This is a genomic window from Actinoplanes cyaneus, assembly GCF_016862095.1.
GTDB classification, from domain to species: Bacteria; Actinomycetota; Actinomycetes; order Mycobacteriales; family Micromonosporaceae; genus Actinoplanes; species Actinoplanes cyaneus.
Window position 1 is genome coordinate 37,682 of sequence record NZ_BOMH01000056.1, and the last position, 24,122, is coordinate 61,803.

Consider the following 24,122-nt stretch of genomic DNA (forward strand, 5'->3'; position numbering starts at 1 on the left):
CCCACCCCACCCCATCAACCCGAAAGGGAGCTCAACTTTGCGTGCACTCGACCTCTTCGCCGGCTCCGGCGGCTGGGACCTCGCCGCCCACGATCTCGGCTGGGACGTGGACGGCGTCGAGATCATGAATGAGGCCAAGGCGACCCGCGCCGCCGCCGGCCTGAAGACAATCGCCGACGACGTCCGGGACGTCGCCCCGCTGCCCGGCGAGTACGACGTGCTGATCGCCAGCCCGCCGTGCCAGACCTTCTCCACCGCGGGCAACGGCTCCGGACGGCGGGCCCTCGACGCGGTCCTCGCCGGCGTCGCCCGGTACGCCGCGGGCGAGCGGCCGACGTACCGCGAGCTGGCCGACACGACCGGCGACGAACGCACCGCCCTGGTCCTGGAGCCGCTCCGCATCGCCCTCGCGATGATGCCGACCTACATCGCCTGGGAGCAGGTCCCGCCGGTCCTGCCGGTCTGGGAGGCGTGCGCCGAGGTGCTGCGCGCCGCCGGCTACTCCGTCGCGACCGGCAACCTCAACGCCGAGCAGTACGGCGTACCGCAGACCCGCAAGCGCGCCTTTCTGATCGCCCGCCGCGACGGTGAGACCGCGGCACTGCCGGCCCCGACACACTCGCGCTACTACCCCCGCGACCCGCAGCGGCTCGACGAGGGCGTACTCCCCTGGATCTCCATGGCCGAAGCGCTCGGCTGGGGAATGACCGCCCGGCCGTCCATGACCGTCCCGGGAACCTCGGAAACCGGCGGTCCCAAGGGATTCGGAGGTGGCGCAGGCGCCCGCCGCCGACTCGCCACCGAACGCGCCGAGGGACGCTGGATCGAGCCCGGCGACAACCCACCCGCCAGCACCGACAGCGCCCCCTACGTGGGCCTGCCACGCCGCGCCGACGGCATCGGCGAAACGGTCACCCTTGATGGCACCGACTACCGGGCACGCGATCTACGGTCGGCCGGCGAGCCCGCCCACACCGTCACGTCGAAATCCGCGTCGTGGTCGCACATCGACGCCATCCCTGCCGAGGCGATCAAGGCGATGGGCGCCGGAATGATCGAACGCCACGGTGAGCGGCCGGGCCGGCCGGTCGACGCGCCGGCCTTCACGGTGACCGGCCAGGGCGGCGGCTCGCACCCCGGCGGCTTCCGCTGGGCGCTGCGCAACGGCACGCAGGCCAACGCCGCGGAACGCCGCGATGACCAGCCCTCCGGAACCCTGTTCTTCGGCGAGCGGGTCAACACCGTCGGCTGGTGCCTGCAGACGACCAACGACCGGCCGTGTGTTGCCCGCCGGCCGATCGAGGGACCGGGCGCGACCATCTGTGGCCACCGTGACCCCCGATGGGTGCGCCAGGTCCCCGCGATCCCGACGCCCGAGACGGTCGCGCGGTACGGCAACCGGGCCGCGACGTTCCTGCGCTCGGACTTCGTCCGGCTGGTCACCGAGGACGAAGCAGCCGTGATCCAGACCTACCCGGTCGGCTACCCCTGGCAGGGCTCCAAGGCGAAACGTTTCCTGCAGATCGGCAACTCCGTCCCGCCTTTGCTGGCACGCGCCGTCCTCAGTGCGTGCGTTGCTTGATGCGTGTGACGTCAGTCGCATGTATCATCGGACGTGACGACCCTTACTCAGGAGGCAAAATGACTCACCCGGACACCGCGACGGATCGCCTGAGCATCACCACGGAACCGGACGACGCAGACCCCGCCACCACGGTTCACGTGGTGATTGACCGCGATGCCGAGTTCGGCTCGGCCTTCGCCTTCGCGACTCACGATGAGGCCCTCGCCGGCCTTCGCCGCATCGAGCAAGGCGAACACCCGCTCACCTGCCACTGAGGAATTCTTGCGTAAAGCGTCATTCGTGAGCTGCGTATGACGCTTTACGCATGTAAGCTTTTACGCATGACGAACGAATACACCGACCGGACCTGCATCGAGACCATCGACGAGAAGCGCTACCTCATCGACCTGTGCGAGGACACCCGCGAGATCGTCTTCCGCCACGACGACGAGACCGAGACCGAGATCCGCCGGTACTCCTTCGAGACGTTCGCCGACGTCGCGAGCGGCCTCCTGATCGACATCGACCGGGAGATCGTGATCCCGGCCGGACTGGTCGCCATGCTCAAGCAGTGGGCCAACCTCGACCCGATCGGCCTCCGCCTCCGCGAACAGGGCTGACGCGCCACATGCCGTGTGACGTCTTATGCGAGATGCGTAAGACGTCACACGCAAGTGCGACCGACCGTATCTCGACGAGGAAATGATGACGATCTCCCACATCACCACCGCCCCGCCACACACCGACTACCCCCATCCCGCCGGATACCTTCCCGACTGCTCGTCCCAATGCCACTGCGCACCGGGCAAGGCCGAATGCGTCTTCGGCGGCGCCCACGAGCCCGACCGCGTTCTGTGCGTCGCTGGACTGTGTGAGCACGGATGCGAGGGCCTGTGAAACTGCCGTCCCGCCCCGCGCGAGGTCGCGGTGCCGCCTACGTGGGCACCATGCTCGGCGCGGTCGTCTCGATCGCCGCGAACATCGCGCACACCTTCATCCCGCCCGAGGGTGCCCCGGCCGACTGGACGCCAAAGGTCGGGGCGGTGCTGATCTCGATCTTCTGGCCCGTCGCGCTGGCCGTCGTGGTCGAGGTCTTCGCCCGCGTGCCATGGCCCCGAACCTGGTGGGCCTGGCTCGTCCGTGTCGTCGGTCTGGCCCCGGTCGCCGCCGTCGCCGCAGTCGTCTCGTACCGGCACCTCTCCGGCCTGCTCAGCTACTACGGAGAAGACCCGATCGCGGTACGGTTCGGCCCGATCGCCGTTGACGGCCTAATGCTGATCTCGACCGTGGCGATCATCGTCACCGGCCACGCCACGACCATCACAGAACACGCCATCGCGACCGTTCTGTCACCACCTGCCGTTCCAACTTGGCGCCCGCCACTCGTCCCGCCCGGTGCCCGGCTGTTGCCGCTCGTTTCGGCTTCGCCAGTACCAAGCACCGCGGACGACGTCCTACTTACCGACCCTGATGGCGATACCCGGGAAGACGGCGAGCTGCTCATCCTTCCCTCGACGAACCGCCGTCGGCCCGCCGCAGAGACACGCCGACAGTTCGAGCTACTGAAGAAGGCAGAGCCCCGGATCTCGCAGGAAGCCGCCGCCAAACGGCTCGGCATGTCGCGATGGGCACTACGCGACGCGCTCGCCGCGACCGCCAAGAAAACCGCATGACGAAGGCCCGGACCGGTAGCGCCGCAAGGTGCACCTCGGCCGGGCCTTCTTTACGACCGCGCTCACGGCCGCACCTCAGCCCGCGCTGACGGACGCTCAGCGGCGGTCTCTCTTACCTCACTGCCTCCGGCAGCACCCCGTGCGCCTGAAGCAGGCGGATCATGTGGGCAAACGTGGCCTCATCGGCATCGTCGGGAAGGAAGAGAATCATGTCCACCCGGCCCCACGCGAGCACCTGCCATTTCCCGTCGAGGGGGTAATCGCCATGCGGCCCCTCGTTGATAGCCACGCATCGGCCATCAACTGATGAGATGGACACGTTGACGTCCCCGCTGCCCGTCGTTTCCGGGCTGTCAGCCTCGGCCTCGTAATCGGGAACCAGCTCAGCCAGCAGCCGGGCAAACCGGTCCGGGGTGCTGCCCGCCTCAAACGGGTACGCCGCAGAGGCGATCACCTTCGCCAACGTCAGCTTCTCGCTAGTCATCGATCAGCCCTCCCCATTCCCAGCGCGCACCCAAAGTCGGCGCCCCTCCTGGCGTGCCTGCTCCAACCGATCCATCAGGTCTTGGATCGCCGCTGGAAGTTCGTCGGCCGTTGCTGCGTACGCCTCCGGCTCGAAGTCCTGGCGCCTGCGACGCCGGGCGTAGTAGCCGGCCGGGCTCTCCCAGCCCTTCACGCCGTTCCACTCGGCTCGCCAGCTCACCCGCCACTCCGGATGCTGCCGTTCCAGCGCGGCGATCTCGTCCAGGCGTTCCGGCGGCCACCCCTCCCGTTGGGCTTGGCTGCGGCGGTTATGCCAGATCAGCGCGTCGCCTTGCAGCGCAGGCGCGTCGACGGCGGATCGGTCGGCTGATCTTGGATCAGTCATCTTGCGTCGTTGCCGTTGCTGTTCGTGAAGCCACCGTCAGGAATCTCCGGTCGTGATACACGGAAAGTTGAGACCCGGCTCGGCAGGCGCCACGGGGGAAGAGCCCGCCGAACCGGGAGTATTGGAGTGACTAACTGTTGCCCGCGCTTGTCGCCGTTCCTCGTCGGTACTGATGCCAAGCCTCCGACGCGGTCATGATTCCGCGCGTCCACGGATCGCTGCTCCCGGCACCGATCTCCGCCCACATCCGCGCGTTGGCCTCGGCAAAGGCCGTCACGCCCTCGATCGTTGCGGTCTGCCAGGCCGACACCTGCTCGGCCCACCATTCGGCTTGCTTCGGGTCATGGCCGGCGGCGATCAGCCAGCTCACCCAGTAGGCGGCATCGAGCCATGCCGCGCCACGAGTCGCCCAGCCCCAATCGACGATCCGGGCCTCGTCGCCGCCGACGATCACATTGGCGGGATTCAGGTCGGTATGCAGCAGGCTCGCGCCCACGAAGTGATGAAGCTGATCCTCGCTGGTGTACGCGGCGAGCCGCTGCTCAGCCAGCCGCAGCGAAGTGTTCGGACAAGGCAACTCACCGATGCGTTCGATAAGCCGGGCCACGTGCCCGAGGTCTTTCGACTCGGGCGAATAGTCCGCGTGGTGCCCGTCAAGCGCGTCGAAAATCAGAATGTCCCAGGCGTCCTCGACGATCCGGGCGATTAGGCCGGCGCCCACGGTTTCAACGTGCGGCGCGACCTCCTCCTCGCGTTGCTGAGTCCATGCCCAGCGGTGCTCGACCGGCAGGGCCTTGAGAAAGTACCGGCCGTCGGGGGTGTGCAGGCGTGCGGCAACCGAACTGTTGAGTCCTTCGGTCGCTGAGTCCGCGGCGGTGACGAGACCGATGACCGCACCGATGCGGTATCGGACGGAGGCCGGCAACTGCCAATAGGCGATTCGTGTGGGCGACAAGGTTCGTTCCTCGGCGGCTGGGACGCCCGGACCGCCTCGCCTATGGCACGACGACGGTCCGGGACGCTCAATCAGGGATGACCGATGATCAGTTGTACGGGTTGTCGTCGCCGCAGCCGCGCTGGTTGCCCGCGGAGACCTGCTCGACCGTGGTGATGACGATGCCGGTCGGCTCCGGCCGGCGGTGCTGGGACAGCGCCGAGGTCGTGGCCGCGGTCGCCTCGGGACGGCGCGTGATCTGAACCGGGGTCGGGCTCATGATTCCTCCTAGTTCCCGTGCTGGCAGTAGTAACTCAGTGGTGCCTTCGCCGCCTGATACACCTTCGCCATAGGTCGGCATACCCGGCAGGTGGACGACAGCTTGCAGCCGGAACATCCACCCGTGCGAAGCATTTGGGCGTCTGCGATCCCGGGCAGACGCAAGAGGGCTTCAGGTCCCTCGGTGATGAGATTGAGCGGGTTCTCCCGGCCGACCTTGCACATGGTGGCGTTGCCGTGCGGGTCGACATGGAAGCTGGTGTGCCCGGCCGGGCAGCCCTGGAAGATCGCGGACTTGTCCAGATAGCCGGGCGTCTGGGAGTCGAGGGTCGAGCCGTTGCCGGTGTAGGTCGGCGAGATCGATCCGAACTCCTTGAATGGGAAGCCGAGGTCGCGCACCAAGGCGCGCATCTCTCCCAGCTCCTCGATGTTGTGCTTGGTGATGATGATCGTGACCTCGACCGGTAGTTCCGCCTCGGCGGCGGCCACGAGGCCCGCGTAGGTGTTCTTGAACGCGCTTTTGGTCTTGGTCAGCGCATACGCCGTTTCAGCACTCGCGCCGTACATCGACACCGTGATCTTGTGCGGCCGGGAGGTTCGGAAGATATCGAGGATCTCCGGGCGCGCGAGCCGTGATCCGTTTGTCAGGATCTCGACCATCATCCCGGCGTCGTGAGCGGCCCGATAGGGCTCCGCGAAGTGCGGGTCGATCAGTGGCTCGCCGCCGGTGATCTGGAACCACAAGACGCCCATCTCCGCGAGCATGTTGATCAGCCGGAGCTTGCCGTCCAGGTCGAGGCCGGCGAACGGCCGGGTTTCCAGATAGCAGTGTTCGCAGGAAAAGTTGCAGCCGAGGTTGATCTCCCACGACGCACGGCAATACGTCACGGGCAGCGTGGAGGGCGGCCGGACCATCAACACGTCCCGAACGGGCCGTTGCCGGAGATCCAAGGCCCAGGCACTTGCAGCGGCGTCGGCGAACCAGTCCGGCACGATGCCGCCTTCATCTGAGAGGTCGGCGAGCGCGGCGTAGAAAGCTGAGGGCAGTTGCATCGCTGCCGGGTTACCTGGGCGAACGGCGACGAACTGTTCCTCTTGTGGGCTGACGATTGCCTCAAACACTCGATGCCTCCTTCTGATCTTGCGACGCCGTTACCGACCGGTCCTCCGTGTGTGCTGCTCTTGCCCGTGCCGCCGTGGCGCTGTCGAGTACGAGCTGTTCGACGGCAACCGCCATGTCGTCGGCCTCAAGCTCGATGACGGCGCGGCCCTCTTGCATGTGAATCCATCCGACCTTGACCAACGTCGTCCCGACCCTCACCACGGGTGGCCCATCGAAGGCATCGATCAGGAGACCGAGCAGCCCAGGCGTTCTCTTCGGCGACTCTTCGGTTGTCATGCCGCGAGCCCCGGGGCCTCGACCCAGCCGAGGAACCGCTCATAAAGGTCGGGCGGCCTCCCGCCAGCCCTGCCGGCCCAGTCGTCGATCGCCTCGATCAGAAAGGACCCAACGACGACCGACAGACCGTGCGGGAATCGCCCGTACTGCTCGGCAAGCTCGACCTTCGCGACCGCGCAGGGCCATGGCTCGCCGCAGACCCGGCAGTCCCAGTCGGGACGCTCGCCCTGATGTTCCGTACGGGGGACTAGCACGACGCACCCCCTCGCGAGCGGCGCTCTTGACCCGGCGTCAACGAGCCGGCACGCGCAACCTGGAACAAGGGCATCGTCGCTGTCGCCCAGGCTGGGGGGCGCGGCGAGGGCTCCGGAGCTACCGACGGCGCGGGGTCGCTTACTGCCGTGCGCGTGCGGTTGTCCTCACGGTGCCGGCCCGCGGCCATCGCGGCCTCTATACACGGCCACCGCAGCCCGCAGGTACAGCGAGAACGACGGAGCAGCCTCCACCTTCGTTTCTGATGCATCACTGCTCCCAGCGGTCGCCGCGTTTGCCTGAGCCACCGCCACCTGCGGTAATTCCGGCCCTGATCGCTCACCGTGGCCACGATGTCCCACTTCGTAAGTAACCAGAAGGCCCCTAGGCGGACCTCCAGAGGACTTTTAGAGGCAACTTTCGGATTCTGGGGGCTGGAAAGTCCTGGCAAAGTGCTCCCGATGTACGCTCGATCGAGGCACGCCATCTTGGAGGTCCCTTGTCTCCCCAGTCGGCTGGAAACACCCGTCTGAAGGCCGCACGTCAGCACGCGGGTTATGCCTCGCAGCAAGCATTCGCCGACGCGCTGACGCAAGCCGCGCCGCGCATCGGGCTAGGACAAGTGGAGGTCAGCGTCCGCCAGGTCCGTCGGTGGGAGTCGTCTTCCCCGCCCTGGCCACGGGCTGATTACCAACGCTTGCTTGTCCACGTTCTTCAGCTACCCATTGAAGAGTTGGGTTTTGAACCGCCCTGGCAAATGCCTTCAGCCGCGCCCGGCTCGGCACCTGGGCCGCGTTCGGCGGCGGCGCCGGCGGCCCTCCCCATCCCGCGAGCTACCAACTCCGTCCAGCCTTTGACGATCGGCGCGGACTACAGCTCCATTACTGCCGCTCATCGGCGTATGTACCTGAGCGTTCAACCAAGCCATCTACATCCCACAGTGGTCGAGCACACGCGCCTTGGACTGCATCTGTTGTCCGAAACCAGCGGTGTTGCCCATCGCCTACTCGCAGGCGCATTGGCCGAATCTGAGCTACTTGCCGGGCGTATCGAGTTTTTTGATCTTCGGCAGCCCACGGAGGCCGATGCCACGTTTGTTCGTGCGCTACAGGCCGCAGGCGCGGCCGAGGATGCACTCCTCGGGGCAGCCGTTCTCGCGCACGCCGCCTTCATCCCCGGTTGGGCCCAGCGCCGCGACGAAGCCGCCGAGCGCCTTCGCGCCGCGCGTACCTACGCCCGGCGAGGCAACGCCAAGCCGAACTTTTTTGCATGGATCGACGCGGTCGAGGCGGAGTGCGAGTCCATTTGCGGACGTCATGCCGATGCACTGCGCCTCATTACCCACGCTGAGGAGATCCTCGGGGCAGGCGCTGACCACAACTCACCGGAGTGGTTTACCTGGTTCTCGCCTGCCCGCCTCGCCGCTTTCAAGGGAAGCACTCAACTAAAGGCCGGCCGACTCGCCCAGGCGCGTGAAACGCTCACCGCAGCCCTGGCCGGCCTACTTCCCGATGAGGGAAAGCAGCGCACCGTCATCCTTGCCGACCTCGCGGCCGTCGATGTCGCTCAGAAGAAGCCGGAGGCGGCCTGCACGCGTATCCACGAAGTCCTAGATCAGTTGGCGAGCACCTGGTACGCGACCGGAATGGAGCGCGTTCGCGAGGTGCGCCACGCCCTCGATCCCTGGGCGGACGCCGACTTCGTCCGTAAGGTCGATGACCGCCTTTATAGCTGGCAGACCACGCTCAGCGCGTTGCAGCGTTGAGCGCCGCGATCCGGCCGGGAAGTTCTGTCAGCGAGTCGATCCGCATAGTCGGAAGCTGCGCAGAGTCCGGGTCGTGCTGCTGGATGGTCGCCCACGGACCTCGTTTGATCAGCGCAGTCTTGAAGCCTGCCAGCGCGGCCGGCCGGATGTCATTGTCCAGCCGGTCGCCAACGTAGAGCGTCGCTTCTGGGCTGAACGGAGTCTCCTTCGCTAGGGCCTCGAAGAAGCCGAGATCCGGCTTCGAGACTCCCCAGTCGTCCGACGTTGCGATCATGTCGGTAGGCAGATCAAGCGCTCGCAGGATTCGGCCCGCACGGATCGTCTGGTTCCCAGCGATGCCGACCCAGTAGCCAGCGGCCCGCAGAGCGGTTAGCGCTGGGCGAACGTCCGGGTAGAGATCCTGATCGTCGAATGACTCGGGCTGGCCCGCCTTGGCACGCCGCTCGCGTTCTTCTGTCAAGTCGAAGCCCGGCTGGAAGATCTGGAACGTCTCTCGGTAATCCTGGCCCCGTGCGATCACAGCACCGAACATCGCGGAGAAGGTGTGCCGAGGTACGCCGAGCCAGTCAGCCCAAGTCCCGTACTCGCGGGTCTCGTTGACCAGGCACTCACCTACGTCGAATACCACCGCACCGATCATGCCGCTGAGCGTATCGCGGAGACCGAAACACTCCCAGACATGTCCTTCTCGGCATGCGACCGGCGGTGCGTCCATCGTCATACGCATGTATGATCGGTCGCAACTGTCCACCCGCCTGGGAGTGAGTTACTTGAGTACCGCCCTGAACCCTCAAACCCTCCCCGCCGCCCTTCGGACCAAACTCGCCGCTGATTTGGCCGACCACATCGCTGCCGCCCCGTCGCCGCGCGACGGCGTCTTGGCTGCCATTCAGGCCGCTCGCGCCGAGGCACTGCGAAACGGCTGGAAGCCGACCATTGCCAACGCGATCGGCGAACTCGTGGGCAGCATGGGGGAAACGGCGATCGGTCAACCTGTGCTCGCCATCGAGGCGGCGATCCGCTCGACACGGGCCGCCGAGCGCGAAGCCGAACGGTTCCGTCGCCGCGCGATGGAGAACGGCAACACCGACGCCGCCGCCCGGTGGGCCGTCAAGTTGGCAGCGGCCCGCTCCGCGCGTATAGACGCCGAGGCCGCAGCTTGAGCCGATGCGCATGACGACTTACGCACTAACCAGGAGAGAGCCCGAGGAGCCGAAGTGCACGACACCATCGCCACCGCCATTTACCGCCAGACCCTCCGTCACGCCGTTTCGCACGCGATGTTCTGCGCCCACTCCGGCCGCATCCTCGACGTCCGCACTGCGGTCCTTGTGACAGCCACCGCGCCCGATAGCGAGCCTTCGCGGACCGTTCTGCACCATGCCGTGTACGACAAAATCGCGGAACGCTTGTCAGCCGCCGCCGAGGAGGCGGGCACGGCGTTGGAAGTCATCGACGGTCGAACCTTGTAACCAGGCAACAAGCCCCCTCCCCGCCCCGTTCCAGACAGCTCCGGGGCGGGGCGTGTTGCGTCTGACGTCAGTCGCAAAAAACGGTACCGTCCGCGCCATGACCCTCGTGCTCACTCCCGGACGCCCCGCCACAATCCATGTCGGCGACGACGCCTACCCCGCCGTCGTGATCCGCGCGACGCCGTCTGCCGTGACCGTCCGGCGCGTCGCCGTCATAGCCGAGCGCATCAACCCGGATCACAACGCGATCGTCGGCACGGGCGACCTTCTTACTCCGGTCGGGCCAGCGGAGGTGTACCGAAGGCAGGGCGACCGCTACCGAACCCGGGTGGGCGAGCTGACTTTCGGCCGAGCGGTGTCCCGTACGCCACTCGCGCCACCGCCTCGGGCGGGCTGGTCACCGCTCGTGCGGCACGATGGGCCCATGAATCCTCGCGTGCGTGCGCCCGAACTCAAGGGCCGGGGCTGGCTGAACACTGGCGGTAAAGAGCTGACCCTCGCTGATTTGCGAGGTCGTTGCATCATCTTGGATTTCTGGACCTTCTGCTGCATCAACTGTCTGCACGTGCTGGACGAGTTGCGGCCGCTGGAGGAGAAGTACGGGGACGCCCTGGTCGTCATCGGTGTGCACTCCCCGAAATTCGAGCACGAGCGGGATCCGAAGGCGCTGGCCGCCGCCGTCGAGCGTTACGGCGTGCACCATCCGGTGATTGACGACGGCGACATGCACCTGTGGCAGCAGTACGCGGCGAAGGCCTGGCCCACCCTGGCCGTGGTCGACCCGACGGGTTATCTGGTTGCCTCGATGGCCGGCGAGGGTCACGCGGAGGGCCTGTCCCGGCTGATCGACGAGCTGGTCGCCAAGCACGAGGCGAACGGCACGCTGCACCGCGGTGACGGGCCGTATGTCGCGCCGCCGGCCCCGGAGGGTCTGCTGCACTTCCCCGGCAAGGCGATCGAGCTGCCCGGCGGTAACCTGCTGGTCTCCGACTCGGCCCGGCACTCGGTGGTCGAGCTGTCCCCCGACGGCGAGACGCTGGTCCGCCGGTTCGGCGGTGACCGGAACGAGCCGTTCAGCGAGCCGCAGGGTCTGCTGGCGCTGCCGCAGGCGATCAGGGACATCATCGGGTACGACGTGGTGGTCGCCGACACGGTCAACCACCAGCTGCGCGGCCTGAACCTGGCGACCGGCGAGATCACTCTGGTCGCCGGGTCGGGCCGGCCGTGGCGGTCGACGGTGGACGATCACCCGCACGACGCGCTCGCCGCGGATCTCTCCTCGCCGTGGGACCTGGCGTGGTTCGACGACAAGGTCATCATCGCGATGGCGGGCATCCACCAGCTGTGGTGGTTCGACCCGATCCAGCGCACGGTCGGCGTCTACGCCGGCACCACGGTCGAGGCGCTGCGCGACGGCCCGATCCCGGATGTCTGGATGGCCCAGCCGTCCGGCCTGTCGGCGACGGGGACGCGGCTCTGGATCGCCGACAGCGAGACGTCCGCCCTGCGCTACGTCGAGGACGGCGTGATGCACACGGCGGTCGGCCAGGGCCTGTTCGATTTCGGTCACGTCGACGGTCCCGCTGACCAGGCGCTGTTCCAGCATCCACTCGGTGTCGCCGCGCTGGCGGACGGGTCGGTGCTGATCGCGGACACGTACAACGGCGCGATCCGGCGGTTCGACCCGGTGGCGAACGAGGTGTCCACGGTGGATTCCGGTCTGGCCGAGCCGAGCGACATCCTGGTCACCGGCTCGGGGGACGTCCTGGTCGTGGAGTCCGCCGCGCACCGGCTGACCCGGCTCGCGCCCGGCGTGATGAAGACGGTCGCCGGGGAGCGGCACAAGACCGAGCGCCCGCCGTCCCACCTGGCCCCGGGCGAGGTGACGCTCGACGTGATCTTCACGCCGGCGCCCGGTCAGAAGCTGGACAGCCAGTTCGGCTCGCCGTTGCGGCTGACCGTCTCGGCGTCACCGGCCGAGTTGCTGCTCGACGGCGAGGGCACGACGACCGAGTTGACCCGCCGGCTCGTGCTCAACCCGGACGTGCCGAAGGGCGTGCTGCAGGTGGTGGCCCAGGCAGCGACGTGTGACTTGGACGCCGAGTTCGGGGCGTGCCACCTGACCCGGCAGGACTGGGGCGTGCCGATCGTGATCGACACCGCCGCCCCGAGCCGGCTCCCGCTGATCCTGCGCGGGATGGACGCTTAGGCCGTACCTGACAAGGGTTTGAATGCCCTTAGAAGGCCTGGATCGGGATGGAGGCGGCGACGAGCCCGGCCCGGACCGCGCGGGCCAGCTCGACGGCGCCCGGGGTGTCGCCGTGCAGGCAGATCGAGCGGACCGGGCAGGCGACGACTGTGCCGTCGGCGGCGACCACCTCGCCGTCGGCGGCCATCCGCGTGACCCGGGTCACCACCGTGGCCGGGTCGTGAACCAGTGCGTCAGGTCGTGACCGGGGCACGAGCCGGCCGTCCGGCAGGTAACCACGGTCCGCGAAGCCCTCGCCGACAGCGGTGAGCCCGGCCGCCTCCGCGGTCGCGAAGAGCACCGAACCGGGCTGGCAGAGCAGCGGGAGCGCGCGGTCGTAGGCGAGCACCGCGGCCACCACCGCCTCGGCCTGCCGCTCGTCGACGGCCGCGGTGTTGTAGAGGGCACCGTGCGGCTTCACGTACCGCACGCGGTCGCCGGCCGCCCGGCAGAACGCCTCCAGGGCCCCGATCTGGTAGAGCACGTCGTCGCGGAGCTCGCCGAACTCGTAGTCGATCCGGCGCCGGCCGAAACCGGCCAGGTCCCGGTAGCCCACCTGGGCGCCGACGGCGACGCCCTTGGCGGTGGCCGCCCGGCACACCCGGTGCATGGTGGACGGGTCGCCGGCGTGGAAGCCGCAGGCCACGTTCGCCGAGGTCACCACGTCGAGCAGGGCGTCGTCGTCGCCGAGCCGCCAAGCGCCGAAGCCCTCGCCGAGGTCAGCGTTCAGATCAATCGGGGTCACCGGAAAATCATCGTGCATCGGGAACCGTATGCGGCGTCACTACCCACTAGTAACCTACGCTGCCGTAACCTGGATCCCGTGACGACCTCAGCCCCGTTCCGGATGAAGCCGACCGACCTCGGCAAGCCGCGACTACGCGGCCGGTTGCATCAGTACGCGTTCTTCGTCGCCCTGGTCTGCGGCATCGTGCTCTGCTCGATCGCCGCGAGCCGGCCGGGCATCGCACCGTTCATCAGTGTCCTGATCTACAGCGTGACGGTCTGCGGCCTCTTCGGGATCAGCGCGCTCTATCACCGGCGCGTCTGGAGCGAGCGCGGCTACCAGATCATGCGCCGGATGGATCACTCGATGATCTTCATCTTCATCGCCGGCACGTACACCCCGTTCTGCGTCGAGCTGCTCGACAAGGGCACGGCAGAGCTGATGCTCGGCCTGGTGTGGGGCGGGGCCGTGGGCGGGGTGGCGCTCAAGGTGATCTGGCCGAACCTGCCGCGGTGGGTCGGCGCGCCGCTCTACGTCGCGCTCGGCTGGGTCGCCGTCGGCATCATCCCGGACGTGCTGCACGTCGGCGGCGTCACCTGCCTGGTCCTGATGCTGGCCGGCGGCGTGATCTACACCGTCGGCGCGGTCTTCTACGCCCTCAAGCGGCCGAACCCGTGGCCGACCGTTTTCGGTCACCACGAGTTCTTCCACGCCTGCACGCTGGTGGCCGCGATCTGCCACCACATCGCGATCTACTTCGCGCTGTACGCCTGACGGCCGCATACGCGAAACGGCCCGGCGGTTGACCGCCGGGCCGTTGCACTATCTGAAGCTTTAGCGGTACGCCGGCGGCGGGGGCGGCGGGACGTCGTCCTGACGCACCTCGTGGTACTCGCCGGCGGCGTAGCCCGTCCCGGCGACCGGAGCGGCGGTGGAGCGGGTGACCACCGTGCGGCGACGGCTGTTCCAGAACCAGAGCGTGATGACCAGCCCGATCAGGCCGGCGGCCATCAGGATCCAGCCGATCACGCTGATGTCGAGGCCGCTGATGTCCGCGTTGACGGCGAACGCCAGGATCGCCCCCAGAGCGAGCAGGAAAATACTTGCGCCGATGCCCATCGGGCCCTCCTCGTAAGCGGCCGGGCGTTGAGTCCTGCCTCGCTCGACCATCCTGAATACGTCGATCGAGGCCTTACCCGGACGCGTGAAGTTCCAATCAGGCAAGCTGTTCCAATGACCTTGCGGACGCTGATCCTGCTACGCCACGCCAAAGCGGAGACTCCCGGCGAACTACCGGATTTCGACAGAAGTCTTACCGAGCGCGGCATGTCGGACGCCGACGCGGCCGGCGCCTGGCTGGTGGACGAGCGGCTGCACCCCGACCTGGTGATCTGCTCACCGGCCAAACGCACCCGGCAGACCTGGCAGGGCGCGTCGCTGGCGCTGGCACAGGGCGATCCGGCGCACGGTGCGCCCGAGGTCCACTACGAGGATCAGCTCTACTACGGCGGGCGGACCGAGGTGTTCGACCTGCTCCGGGCGGTGCCGGAGCAGGTGCGCACGATCCTGCTGATCGGCCACAACCCAACGGTGTCCGAAGTGTCCGCTCTGCTCGTCCCGGACGAACAGTGGGACGGCGCGGCGCTGGAGTTGAAGACCTCCGGGATCGCCGTGCACACCACCGAGACCGGATGGTCGGACACCCAGCCGAAGGGGATGCGCCTGTCACGCCGGCACACCGCCCGCGGCTGAGCTCCTACTTCCGGTACCAGGTGCGGGCGCTGGTGTATCGCAGGTTGCCCAGGCGGTCGTACGCCCGGATCTGGATCTTCATGGTCTTCTTCTGCTTGGCGGTGTTCACCGACAGCTGGTAGGCCGACCGGTAATCGGTAGCAACCACCTTGCCGTTCACCAGCAGCTGGACCCGGGCGATGCCACTCGGGTCGCTCGCCTTGACGTAGACCTTGACCGTGCCCTTGACCTTGGCCTTGTTCCCCGGCGCCTTCGTGATCGAGACGGCCGGTCCGCCGCTGTCCGCGATCACCGTCCGGCTGTAGTCGCGCGAGTTGCCGAGTTGGTCGGTCAGCCGCCAGATGACGGTGACGGCGCCGTTGGACGAGCCGGTCCGCACGACCAGCGAGTAGGGCGCCGAGATGTCCCGGCCGACGAGCTTTCCGTTGGACCACAGCTCGGCCGACGCCACTCCGGACGGGTCGGTGACTCCGCTGATCGTGCTGGTGAAGGTGTCCCGGATCCGCGTGTTCGCGGCGGGGCGCAACTCGGTCGCGACCGGGCCGTCCACATCGAGCGGAGCACCGGTGTCGACCTGCACGGCGTACGTCTTCTCGGTGACGTTGCCCGCGTAGTCGATGGCCCGCAACGTCACCGGCCAGTCGCCGCGATAGTGCGCGGGCGGCACGAGCTTCATCCGCCGGTCCCAGCTGGCGTCCCGCGTCGAGTCGACGACCTTGCCGTCGGCCACCAGCTCGAAGCCGTACACCCCGTGATCGTCGACGGCCTGCGGGAGCACCGTGGTCCCGGTCGCGCCGAGCACGCCAAGGGTGATGGTTGACGAGGTGATCCTCGGCGCCTCGGTGTCCGGCGCCCCGAGGCTGTGCAGGAGACCCGCGACATCCAGGTACGGCGAGATTTCGCCCACGAGTCCGATCCCGGTCAGATCCGGGTCGCCGGCCGTCTTCACGATCGCCGACCGGACCTCGTCCGCACTGGCCGTGGGCTTCAGGCTGAAGGCGAGCGCCGCCGCTCCGGAGACCGCGGCCGCCGAAGCCGACGTGCCGACCAGCGGGCCTCCGGTGCCCGACGGAGCGACCGCCCAGAGCGAGGCGGGTCCTTCCACATCGATCCAGCGGTCGGCCGGACTGTTCAGCGGATTCATGTTGGTCCCAGCCGCGGGGAGGCCGTTGGGCAGCGCCGCGGCGACCGCGAGCGCCGGCTCGGTCGCTGCCGGGTAGTGCCGGTCGGAGCGATAGTCATCCTGCCCGGCGGAGCCGATGACCAGGGCACCGTGGTCGGCCGCGTACTGCACCGCCTCGCGCAGCAACCGGCTGTCCGTGGTGGTGCTGAACGAGGTGTTGATGACCCGAGCGCCGTTGGCGGCGGCGTAGGTGATGCCAGACGCGGCCAGGGCGGACGTTCCCGACGCGCCGCCGTCCGCGTCATGCTTCAGGACCCGGACCGGAAGGATCCGGCACTGTGGGCAGACCCCGGCCGCGCTCACCCCGTTGTTCGCGGTCGCCGCGATGACCCCGGCGACCAGGCTCCCATGGCCGTCGTCGTCGACGGGTTCCCGGCCGCTCTCCACCAGGTTGAGCCCGGGGAGGATCCGGGCGGCCGGGAGGTCCCGGTTCGCCGTCACGCCGGAATCGACGACGGCGACGGTCACGTCCGCGCTGCCCGTCGTCCACGTCCACGCCTCCGGGACGGCCGCGGCATCAAGCGATTGGGAGTAGAACGGGTCGTTGACGGGCCCGGCCGCGTCCGCGTGAACCGGCGCATCCTCCTCGACCCAGGTCACTGCTGGATCGGCCAGCAGATCGGCCACGAAACTATCCCGGTCGGCCGCGGCGACCGTCATGGTCACCGCATTCAGCCCGACGACGACACGACGGCTCAGCGTACGGGCGGCGAAGCGAGCGACCACGTCGGTGCGGTCGGAGATCTGCCGCACCCCGATGTCGAGAATGACCGGCGGGGCCTCGTCGGCCCGCGCGGGTGTGGCGACCAGACCGGCCAGGAGAAGGGAAGAAAGGCAGGCAGCGACTATGCGCACCGAAGGCCCCCGCATTCGATGATCTTCAGTATCGAAGAGGATCGTACGGGTACGTCGTTACGGTAGCGTCCTCCGATCAGGTCACGATCGGAAGACAACGAAGGCCGGCGGACGCCATTGTCCGCCGGCCTACGTCTTTTCAGGAGAGTGGGAAAAGCTTCAGGTCAGAACGCGTCCTCGTCCAGGTCCATCAGGTCGAGGGTGGTGTTCTCGATGATCCGGCGGTCGGAGCCGATCCGCGGCAGGATCTCGCGGGTGAAGAAGCGGGCCGCCGCCACCTTGCCGGTGTAGAACTTCTTGTCGGCCTCGGACACCTCGCCGTTCAGCGCGTTCAGCGCCACCTCGGCCTGGCGCAGCAGCAGCCAGGCGAGGACCACGTCGCCCAGGGCGAGCAGGATCCGGCGGGAGGTCAGGCCGATCTTGTACAGCTCACGGGACTCGCCGCCCTGCACCGCGGCCAGCCAGCCCATCGTCACGCCGAGGATCTGCTGCAGCTCGCCGAGGGCCTTGCCCAGCGCCAGCCGCTCGTTCTTGAGCTGACCGTTGCCGGCCTCGCTCTCGATGAAGCCCTGGATCTCGCCGGCGATCGTGCCGAGCGCCCGGCCGTTGTCCTTGACGATCTTGCGGAAGATCAGGTCGAGGCTCTGGATCGCGGTGGTGCCCTCGTACAGGGTGTCGATCTTCGCGTCCCGCACGTACTGCTCGAGCGGGTAGTCCTGCAGGAAGCCGGAGCCACCGAAGGTCTGCAGCGACTCGTGGCCGAGCAGCTCGTAGGCCCGCTCCGAGCCGACGCCCTTGACCAGCGGAAGCAGGAAGTCGTTGATCTTGCTGGCGATCTTCGCGGCCTTCTCGTCGCCGGCGGCCTGCGCGATCGCGACCTTGTCCTGCCACGAGGCGGTGTAGATCACCAGGGCGCGCAGGGCCTCGGAGTACGACTTCTGGAGCATCAGCGAACGACGTACGTCCGGGTGGTGGGTGATGGTCACCCGGGGAGCCGCCTTGTCGGTGTTCTGCACCAGGTCGGCGCCCTGGACGCGGTTCTTCGCGTACTCCAGCGCGTTCAGGTAGCCCGTCGACAGGGTGGCGATCGCCTTGGTGCCGACCATCATCCGCGCGTACTCGATGATCATGAACATCTGCCGGATGCCGTCGTGCTTGTCGCCCAGCAGCCAGCCCTTGGCCGGGGTGCCGTGCTCGCCGAAGGTCATCTCACAGGTGTTGGAGACCTTGAGGCCCATCTTGTGCTCGACGTTGGTGGCGTAGACGCCGTTGCGCTCGCCGAGCTCACCCGTCGTACCGTCGAAGTGGTACTTCGGCACGATGAACAGCGACAGGCCCTTGGTGCCCGGGCCGCCCTGGCCCTCGACGCCCACCGGACGCGCCAGCACGTAGTGGATGATGTTGTCGCTCAGGTCGTGCTCACCCGAGGTGATGAATCGCTTCACGCCCTCGATGTGCCACGAGCCGTCCGGCTGCGGGATCGCGCGGGTGCGGCCGGCGCCGACGTCCGAACCGGCGTCCGGCTCGGTCAGCACCATGGTCGAGCCCCACTGCTTCTCGACGAAGAGCTTGGCCCACTCCTGCTGCTCCGGCGTGCCCTCGGTGTGGGCGACGTGGGCGAAGGACGGACCGGACGCGTACATCCAGATCGGGGCGTTGGAGCCGAGGATCTGCTCGGCAATCGCCCACCACAGGGTGCGCGGGGCGAACGTGCCGCCCAGCGAGCCGGGAAGGTCGAGTCGCCAGAACTCGGAGGCCATGAAGGTCTCGTACGACTTCTTGAACGACTCGGGCAGCGGCGCGGTGTGCGTCGCCGGGTCGAACACCGGAGGGTTCCGGTCGGCGTCGGTGTAGCTGGCCGCGAGGTCTTCGCGGGCCAACCGGTTCACCTCGGCGAGCACGTCGCGTGCAGTCTCCGCGTCGATCTCGTCGAACGGTGCCTGACCGAACGCCTTGTCCGCCCCGAAGACCTCGAACAGGTTGAACTGGAGGTCCCGAAGGTTGCTCTGGTAGTGAGTCATGGTGATTGGCCCGCTCTCCGAACGCGAGTTACCCGTCAGTAACTAGCACTGTATTACCGATCGGTAGGCCGCGACAACCCGGGCAGGATTCTGTGACCAACCCACCTGGTCGGAGGGGGTGTCCGTCGGATCGAGGCACAAACGTCTCCGATCGGGTGGTCACCGGTACAGCCGTTCGGCCATTTGCACGTTTCGAACCGGGAACCACGTATCGCGTACCCACGAGTTTCGTTGCTCCGGATAGACCGAGCTTTAAGGGGGACGACATGTTCGCCACGATCAAAAGCCTGATTCCGGAGCCGCGCCAGGCGAATCAGCCGCGCAACTACGTCGGCCGGCACCGCCAGCCCGAGCAGGTCCCGCCGGCCCCGGTGCCGACCGCTCCGGCACCAGCCGATCCCGAGGAGAGCCCCGCCGCGTAGGGCGTCGCTGGAGCGCCCAGACCGCGGCGGCTCAGCTTCCTGCCGCGCCGACTTCCCAGCTGGGGACCGGGATCGACGCGCCCGCGTCCGGCCCCGCATACTCCAGCAGGACCAGAGCGATGTCGTCCTCCAGGCGGCCGTGCACCCAGTCGACCAGCGCGGTCTCCAGGGACGCCAGCCCGTCGCCGACCGTGCCGTGGCCCAGCAGGCGCCAGGCGCGGTCGGCGGTCGGGAAGAACTCGCCCTCCCGGCGTGCCTCACCCAGGCCGTCGGTGAAGAGCAGCAGCCGGTCACCCGGCTCCAGCCGCTCGACCCGCGCCTTCACCTCGGGCACGAACCCGAGCGGTGGTGCCGGGGCCGGCGGCTCCAGCGGGATGACCTGGCCACGGCGCAGCAGCAGCGGCGCCGGGTGTCCACAGTTGACGATGGTCAGCGTGCCGCCACGCTCCTCGACCAGCGCGGCCGTCACGAAGTCCTCGTCGCCGACGCTGCGGGCCACCGCCCGGTCCAGGTCGGCCACGATCGCCTTCAGGTCGGCACGCTCGTAAGCGACGTGCCGGTAGGAACCCAGGACGATGCTGGCCAGCCGGACCGCGTCCAGGCCCTTGCCGCGCACGTCACCGATGATGATGCGAACCCCGTACTGCGTGTTCAGCGCCTCGTAGAGGTCCCCGCCGATGTCCGCGGCCGCGGTCGCCGAGATGTAGCGCCCGGAGATCGCCAGCGAACCCACCTGCGGGCCGATCGGCCGCAGCACGGCCTGCTGAGCCACCGAGGCGAGCTGCCGCAGCTCGGCGATCCGCTCCGTCTGGCGTTGCCGCATCGTCGCGGCGGCCACCGCGATGCCGGTCGCCGACATGATGCCGAGCAGGTAGACCAAGGCACCCGAGCCCGCCGAGCCGGACTGGCCGACGAAGCCCGCGCCGATCAGGGTGGCGGCGACCCCCACCCCGGCCACGTACTGCCAGGCGGCGAAGAGGGCGGCCGCGAATGGGACGATCGCGAACAGGCCGATGTAGCCGGCCGAAGTGGTGTCCGTGGACTCCGCCGCGGACACCATCACGAGCAGCACAAAAGCCGCGCCGAGGCCGGCGCGGTTCCCTGGGCTCATCGGGCGGCGGCCCGGCGCGAAGGTAGGCATGGTTCCGCCGAACAGCATGCCCGATCCACGGGACGTCGGGCATCAACTTGACCCGTTGTCCGATGAGGTTCTGACCACCTGTCAGTGGCGGGGTCATTCGGTCGGTCCATCCGGGGCGGCGCGGCGATGACACGATGTTCCGATGAACGACGATCTCCGTGACCGTCTCCGCCGGGCTTTCCGCTGGACCAACCCCGGTCCGCCCGCTGACTACCTCGTCAGCGACAGGTCCGGCTGGTGGCGGGATCCGGCAATTCTCGACGGCCTCGGCCCGGCGCTCGCCGACTTCTTCCGTGACGACCGTCCCACTGTCGTGGTGTCGCCGGAAGTGACCGGATTCCTGCTCGGGCCCCTGGTCGCCCGTTCGCTCGGGGTCGGCTTCGTCGAGGCCTACCGCGCCGGGGCACGCCGGGCCATCGCCGAGCCCATGATCTGGGCCGAGGTGCCGGCCGATCATCGAGGAGAGATCCAACATCTGGGCGTACGGCGTGAGCTGCTCGCCGCCGACGACCGCGTGCTCGTGGTCGACGACTGGGCGTCGACCGGCGCACAGGCACGTGGCCTGCGCACCCTGCTCGGCGATCGTTACCTGGGGACCGCGGTGATCGTCGACGAATGCCCGCCCGCGGTCACCGCCGAACTGACCATCCGCAGTCTCCTGACCGGCGAAGACCTGCCGTGAGGTCCTAAGTGATCAGTATTTCCGCTGGTAGTCCGCGAGGGCGCCGCGACTGATCTGCCAGCCGACCGCGGCGTAGGTGGCCAGGCCCCGCACCACGTACGGATCCTGGGCGATGATCTCCTGCGCCTCGGCCTCGGTGTCCACGTCCAGCAGGATGATGCCGCCCGTCGGCGGGTCCTGCCGGCCGGCGGTCACGGAGAGGCCCCGCTCCTCCAGCCCGGCCACGAACGTGAGGTGGTCCTCCCGCGCCTGGTCGACCTCGGCGAGCGGCTTCTGGTACGTCGAAATCATGAGATACACCGGGTCATCGTAGATCTCCCGGCGGATGGGCTGCCGCATCCGCTCGGGGGACACCGTTGCGCGTTCCGCCGGGATCCTCGGCCGTCCGGCTAGTACGGTTTTGCCCGGATAAAGGGCTACCTTCGGGAAGTGCAGATCCAGATCACGGCGGCCCCCGACCCGGCTCTGATCGCGGTCGCGACGCGACGGCGGCTGCGGACTCCCGTCCTCGTCGCGCGGTGCGCCGGATGGGCGTTGCTGCTCGTCACCGCGTTGATCCAGTTAGCGACCGGCGAGGGTCGCCCCGGCCTGCTGATCAGCGGAGCGCTGCTCGCCCTCGTGGTGCCGCTCGTCCTCCTCAACCGGACGGCCCGGCGGTCGATGAGGGGCGGGCGGGTGACCACGTACGAGATCAGCGACGGCGGTGTGGCCCGATCGGACGACGTCGGCCGGCACGCGTACGCCTGGCGGGCCTTCCGCAGTGTGGAGGCGCTCTCCGGACAGCTGATGTTCGGCATGCGCAGCGGGCGCTGGATGCGGGTCCCCACGACCGGGTTGACCGCGGCCGAGGTGGAGCAGGTGCTGGGGGCGGCGTTCACGCAGGGACTGCGGGTGCGTCGCTGACACCCGCGCGAGTTCCGGCTTTCACTGTGAGTGGGTCGCTGACGCTTCCGCGCCGGCGCGAGCTCGGATGAGACGGCCCTAGCGGGTCGGCCACGTCCGGAAGTTCAACGCCGAGCGGCTCGCCGTCGGACCGCGCTGGCCCTGGTACCGCGACCCGTAGACGGCCGAACCATACGGATGCTCAGCCGGGCTGGACAACCGGAAGATGCACAATTGCCCGATCTTCATGCCCGGCCACAGCTTGATCGGCAGGTTCGCCACATTGGAGAGCTCCAGCGTGACGTGACCGGAGAAGCCCGGATCGATGAAACCGGCCGTCGAGTGCGTGAGCAGGCCCAGACGGCCCAGGCTGCTCTTGCCCTCCAGCCGCGCCGCCAGCTCGTGCCCGAGAGTGATCACCTCGAGCGTCGACGCCAGCACGAACTCCCCGGGATGCAGCACGAACGGCTGCCCGTCCTCGACCTCGACCTCCGCGGTCAGCTCGTCCTGCTGCTCCGCCGGGTCGATGTGGGTGTAGAGGTGGTTGTTGAAGACCCGGAAAAAGCGGTCCAGCCGCACGTCGATGCTGGACGGCTGCATCAGGGAAGGCTCGAAGGGCTCCAGCGAGAGGGACCCGGTCTTGATCTCGGAAACCAGGTCACGGTCGGAGAGCAGCATCGCAACACCATACCGACGAGCGTTTCCGCGGCTCGGACGACATCCCCCGATCGGTGTGTTCGGTGGCCGTCTCGAACGTATGTTCGATAGACTGCACACATGGCTTCCTGGTCCGATTTCGCCGCTGCCGAGCCCTCGCTCGCCACCGGCATCCGTGCGCTTCTCCAGCAGTACGGTCCCGGCATGGGCTACCTCGCCACGGTCCGCCCCGACGGCGGCCCGCGAGTGCACCCCATCTCACCGGTCTTCTCCGGCAGTGGGCTCTACTGCTTCCTGGTCAACTCGCCGAAGCGCCGCGACCTGGAACGTGACCCGCGCTACGCGTTGCACTCCTACCCGCCGGAGGAGAGCGACGACGAGGCCTACCTGACCGGCCAGGCGTTCCCGGTCCGGGACCCGCGGGTCGTCGCCGGCATCGCCGACGCGCTGCGCGCCTCACCGGAGGTGGATTGGCAGTTGTTCGAGCTCTCGGTCGAGTCCGCGACGCTGCGCCACCACGGCCCGGCCGGGGCGCTGCCGCTCGCGGTCACGCCGCTGCCGATGCCGATCTCGCAGAGTTGGCGCGCCCCGCGCAAGTTACCCCGGACCCTGGCCATGGTCAGCTGACCCGTGATTGCACCAAGGCGGCCTGACTGCGGAGCGCTCCGCACCGCATGATCCGGGACGGGGTGCCGCAACTCCTGAGCGCGCCGCTCTTGGGGAAGGTTCGCCGGGCCCGGATCGTTGGCGGGCCCGAGATCGTGGGGTGCCTTCGCCATGGAGTCGGATAATCAGGTACAGTAAGGCCGCTTGCGGGTGTAGTTCAATGGTAGAACATCAGCTTCCCAAGCTGACAGCGCGGGTTCGATTCCCGTCACCCGCTCCACATGCGAAAGCCCTGGTCAGGACCGATGGTCCGGCCAGGGCTTCCGTGGTTCTACAGCACTTTCAACGCGCCGACGGGTCATTGGCTCGCCTCAGAGACTAGCTTCTCGCCTCTACTGGCCCGCTTCGCCATGCGCGGGCTCGGCTTGCGCCGGACCGCATTGCCGGGATGCCGCAGTGCCGTGGTGCGGCTTTCCCATCGGCTCTGCCTCTCGGAGGTTCTGATCTGGCCTTTTATGGCGTCGGAGGGCACGCCGCGGTCAGGTCTCGCCGCCTTCAACGTCCCGTTTCAGGGCGGTCACGGAGATCGATCCGGTGGTACATTCAGCGGAATTTCGTGGGGACGGGGCAGTAACGTCGTTACCTGATGGGCCGGCGGCTGCTCCTACGGGGAGGGCCGCGGTGGGCAGGCATCAGGTTCGGCAAGGGTTGCGGGCGACGGGGGCCGCGGCCGGCGTCAT

29 protein-coding genes and 1 tRNA gene are annotated in these 24,122 nt (G+C 68.2%); 15 read left to right on the top strand and 15 right to left on the bottom strand.

Annotation, left to right across the window (positions count from 1 at the left end):
- The first annotated feature begins 37 nt into the window (after positions 1–37).
- From Acy02nite_RS33995 to Acy02nite_RS34010, 4 genes are all read left to right on the top strand, one after another.
- Positions 38–1,582: a DNA cytosine methyltransferase gene (locus Acy02nite_RS33995; protein WP_203750300.1), complete on the top strand. Its 1,545-nt coding sequence runs from the start codon at positions 38–40 to the stop codon at positions 1,580–1,582.
- Positions 1,583–1,641: 59 nt separating this feature from the next.
- Positions 1,642–1,839 (top strand): hypothetical protein, encoded by a 198-nt coding sequence (locus Acy02nite_RS34000; RefSeq protein WP_203750302.1) that lies wholly within the window; start codon positions 1,642–1,644, stop codon positions 1,837–1,839.
- Between the two features lie 66 nt (positions 1,840–1,905).
- Positions 1,906–2,184, top strand: coding sequence for a hypothetical protein (locus tag Acy02nite_RS34005; RefSeq protein ID WP_203750304.1), 279 nt, complete (start codon positions 1,906–1,908; stop codon positions 2,182–2,184).
- A gap of 318 nt (positions 2,185–2,502) precedes the next feature.
- Complete coding sequence (locus Acy02nite_RS34010) at positions 2,503–3,237, top strand: hypothetical protein (RefSeq protein ID WP_203750307.1); 735 nt, start codon at positions 2,503–2,505, stop codon at positions 3,235–3,237.
- A gap of 112 nt (positions 3,238–3,349) precedes the next feature.
- Here the strand turns inward: Acy02nite_RS34010 and Acy02nite_RS34015 are convergent, their stop codons facing one another.
- The 7 genes from Acy02nite_RS34015 to Acy02nite_RS34045 form a co-directional block, all read right to left on the bottom strand.
- Positions 3,350–3,721 carry a hypothetical protein gene (locus tag Acy02nite_RS34015; RefSeq protein ID WP_203750310.1) on the bottom strand — a complete coding sequence of 124 codons (372 nt, stop codon included), beginning with the start codon at positions 3,719–3,721 and terminating at the stop codon, positions 3,350–3,352.
- 3 nt (positions 3,722–3,724) lie between these two features.
- The gene (locus tag Acy02nite_RS34020) at positions 3,725–4,105 is read right to left on the bottom strand and encodes a hypothetical protein (RefSeq protein WP_203750313.1); all 381 of its coding nucleotides are present in this window, start codon (positions 4,103–4,105) and stop codon (positions 3,725–3,727) included.
- Positions 4,106–4,235: 130 nt separating this feature from the next.
- Entirely contained in the window at positions 4,236–5,060 is an 825-nt protein-coding gene (locus Acy02nite_RS34025) for a phosphotransferase (protein ID WP_203750324.1), read from the bottom strand.
- Positions 5,061–5,148: 88 nt separating this feature from the next.
- Complete coding sequence (locus Acy02nite_RS34030) at positions 5,149–5,319, bottom strand: hypothetical protein (protein WP_203750326.1); 171 nt, start codon at positions 5,317–5,319, stop codon at positions 5,149–5,151.
- An 8-nt stretch (positions 5,320–5,327) separates the two neighbouring features.
- Positions 5,328–6,440 carry a radical SAM protein gene (locus tag Acy02nite_RS34035; protein ID WP_203750328.1) on the bottom strand — a complete coding sequence of 371 codons (1,113 nt, stop codon included), beginning with the start codon at positions 6,438–6,440 and terminating at the stop codon, positions 5,328–5,330.
- The gene (locus Acy02nite_RS34040; protein ID WP_203750331.1) at positions 6,433–6,717 is read right to left on the bottom strand and encodes a hypothetical protein; all 285 of its coding nucleotides are present in this window, start codon (positions 6,715–6,717) and stop codon (positions 6,433–6,435) included. The genes Acy02nite_RS34035 and Acy02nite_RS34040 overlap by 8 nt, the downstream gene beginning before the upstream one ends.
- Positions 6,714–6,971 carry a hypothetical protein gene (locus Acy02nite_RS34045; RefSeq protein WP_203750334.1) on the bottom strand — a complete coding sequence of 86 codons (258 nt, stop codon included), beginning with the start codon at positions 6,969–6,971 and terminating at the stop codon, positions 6,714–6,716. The genes Acy02nite_RS34040 and Acy02nite_RS34045 overlap by 4 nt, the downstream gene beginning before the upstream one ends.
- Positions 6,972–7,468: 497 nt before the next feature.
- Between Acy02nite_RS34045 and Acy02nite_RS34050 the strand changes: the two genes are divergently transcribed.
- The gene (locus tag Acy02nite_RS34050) at positions 7,469–8,734 is read left to right on the top strand and encodes an NsdA family TPR-like regulatory protein (protein ID WP_486303521.1); all 1,266 of its coding nucleotides are present in this window, start codon (positions 7,469–7,471) and stop codon (positions 8,732–8,734) included.
- Here Acy02nite_RS34050 and Acy02nite_RS34055 read toward each other — a convergent pair.
- On the bottom strand, positions 8,715–9,374 hold the full coding sequence (locus tag Acy02nite_RS34055; RefSeq protein ID WP_203750340.1) for an HAD family hydrolase: 660 nt from the start codon (positions 9,372–9,374) through the stop codon (positions 8,715–8,717). The genes Acy02nite_RS34050 and Acy02nite_RS34055 overlap by 20 nt on opposite strands.
- Before the next feature lie 85 nt (positions 9,375–9,459).
- On the opposite strand from Acy02nite_RS34055, the gene Acy02nite_RS34060 reads away from it, so the two are divergent.
- From Acy02nite_RS34060 to Acy02nite_RS34070, 3 genes are all read left to right on the top strand, one after another.
- Positions 9,460–9,897 carry a hypothetical protein gene (locus Acy02nite_RS34060; protein WP_203750343.1) on the top strand — a complete coding sequence of 146 codons (438 nt, stop codon included), beginning with the start codon at positions 9,460–9,462 and terminating at the stop codon, positions 9,895–9,897.
- 54 nt (positions 9,898–9,951) lie between these two features.
- A complete protein-coding gene (locus tag Acy02nite_RS34065; RefSeq protein WP_203750346.1) occupies positions 9,952–10,206 on the top strand; it encodes a hypothetical protein in 255 nt (84 codons plus the stop codon).
- A 424-nt stretch (positions 10,207–10,630) separates the two neighbouring features.
- Positions 10,631–12,415 (top strand): NHL domain-containing thioredoxin family protein, encoded by a 1,785-nt coding sequence (locus Acy02nite_RS34070; protein ID WP_203750355.1) that lies wholly within the window; start codon positions 10,631–10,633, stop codon positions 12,413–12,415.
- A 28-nt stretch (positions 12,416–12,443) separates the two neighbouring features.
- On the opposite strand, the gene Acy02nite_RS34075 is transcribed toward Acy02nite_RS34070, so the two are convergent.
- Positions 12,444–13,190: a LamB/YcsF family protein gene (locus tag Acy02nite_RS34075; protein WP_203750523.1), complete on the bottom strand. Its 747-nt coding sequence runs from the start codon at positions 13,188–13,190 to the stop codon at positions 12,444–12,446.
- 87 nt (positions 13,191–13,277) lie between these two features.
- Here Acy02nite_RS34075 and trhA point away from each other — a divergent pair, with 87 nt between their 5' ends.
- Positions 13,278–13,955, top strand: coding sequence for a PAQR family membrane homeostasis protein TrhA (gene trhA, locus Acy02nite_RS34080; protein ID WP_203750373.1), 678 nt, complete (start codon positions 13,278–13,280; stop codon positions 13,953–13,955).
- A gap of 60 nt (positions 13,956–14,015) precedes the next feature.
- Here trhA and Acy02nite_RS34085 read toward each other — a convergent pair whose 3' ends face one another.
- A complete protein-coding gene (locus Acy02nite_RS34085) occupies positions 14,016–14,300 on the bottom strand; it encodes a DUF6458 family protein (RefSeq protein ID WP_203750377.1) in 285 nt (94 codons plus the stop codon).
- Positions 14,301–14,414: 114 nt separating this feature from the next.
- Between Acy02nite_RS34085 and Acy02nite_RS34090 the strand changes: the two genes are divergently transcribed.
- Positions 14,415–14,933 (top strand): SixA phosphatase family protein, encoded by a 519-nt coding sequence (locus tag Acy02nite_RS34090; protein WP_203750379.1) that lies wholly within the window; start codon positions 14,415–14,417, stop codon positions 14,931–14,933.
- 4 nt (positions 14,934–14,937) lie between these two features.
- Here the strand turns inward: Acy02nite_RS34090 and Acy02nite_RS34095 are convergent, their stop codons facing one another.
- The gene (locus Acy02nite_RS34095) at positions 14,938–16,971 is read right to left on the bottom strand and encodes a S8 family serine peptidase (RefSeq protein WP_203750382.1); all 2,034 of its coding nucleotides are present in this window, start codon (positions 16,969–16,971) and stop codon (positions 14,938–14,940) included.
- A 164-nt stretch (positions 16,972–17,135) separates the two neighbouring features.
- Positions 17,136–18,992, bottom strand: a complete 1,857-nt coding sequence (locus Acy02nite_RS34100; RefSeq protein WP_203750385.1) for an acyl-CoA dehydrogenase — start codon at positions 18,990–18,992, stop codon at positions 17,136–17,138.
- Positions 18,993–19,258: 266 nt separating this feature from the next.
- On the opposite strand from Acy02nite_RS34100, the gene Acy02nite_RS34105 reads away from it, so the two are divergent.
- Complete coding sequence (locus tag Acy02nite_RS34105; protein ID WP_203750388.1) at positions 19,259–19,414, top strand: hypothetical protein; 156 nt, start codon at positions 19,259–19,261, stop codon at positions 19,412–19,414.
- Positions 19,415–19,445: 31 nt separating this feature from the next.
- Here Acy02nite_RS34105 and Acy02nite_RS34110 read toward each other — a convergent pair whose 3' ends face one another.
- Positions 19,446–20,573, bottom strand: a complete 1,128-nt coding sequence (locus tag Acy02nite_RS34110; protein WP_203750391.1) for a PP2C family protein-serine/threonine phosphatase — start codon at positions 20,571–20,573, stop codon at positions 19,446–19,448.
- A gap of 124 nt (positions 20,574–20,697) precedes the next feature.
- On the opposite strand from Acy02nite_RS34110, the gene Acy02nite_RS34115 reads away from it, so the two are divergent.
- Entirely contained in the window at positions 20,698–21,237 is a 540-nt protein-coding gene (locus Acy02nite_RS34115; RefSeq protein ID WP_203750393.1) for a phosphoribosyltransferase, read from the top strand.
- Positions 21,238–21,249: 12 nt separating this feature from the next.
- On the opposite strand, the gene Acy02nite_RS34120 is transcribed toward Acy02nite_RS34115, so the two are convergent.
- Positions 21,250–21,528 carry a YciI family protein gene (locus Acy02nite_RS34120; RefSeq protein WP_203750526.1) on the bottom strand — a complete coding sequence of 93 codons (279 nt, stop codon included), beginning with the start codon at positions 21,526–21,528 and terminating at the stop codon, positions 21,250–21,252.
- Positions 21,529–21,666: 138 nt separating this feature from the next.
- Between Acy02nite_RS34120 and Acy02nite_RS34125 the strand changes: the two genes are divergently transcribed.
- The gene (locus Acy02nite_RS34125; protein ID WP_203750395.1) at positions 21,667–22,140 is read left to right on the top strand and encodes a YcxB family protein; all 474 of its coding nucleotides are present in this window, start codon (positions 21,667–21,669) and stop codon (positions 22,138–22,140) included.
- Positions 22,141–22,218: 78 nt separating this feature from the next.
- Here Acy02nite_RS34125 and dcd read toward each other — a convergent pair whose 3' ends face one another.
- Positions 22,219–22,797 carry a dCTP deaminase gene (gene dcd, locus Acy02nite_RS34130; RefSeq protein WP_203750397.1) on the bottom strand — a complete coding sequence of 193 codons (579 nt, stop codon included), beginning with the start codon at positions 22,795–22,797 and terminating at the stop codon, positions 22,219–22,221.
- A 99-nt stretch (positions 22,798–22,896) separates the two neighbouring features.
- On the opposite strand from dcd, the gene Acy02nite_RS34135 reads away from it, so the two are divergent.
- Both Acy02nite_RS34135 and Acy02nite_RS34140 read left to right on the top strand, forming a co-directional pair.
- Positions 22,897–23,403: a pyridoxamine 5'-phosphate oxidase family protein gene (locus Acy02nite_RS34135; protein ID WP_203750399.1), complete on the top strand. Its 507-nt coding sequence runs from the start codon at positions 22,897–22,899 to the stop codon at positions 23,401–23,403.
- Between the two features lie 185 nt (positions 23,404–23,588).
- Positions 23,589–23,662 (top strand) — tRNA-Gly (locus Acy02nite_RS34140).
- The last annotated feature ends 460 nt before the right edge of the window (positions 23,663–24,122 follow it).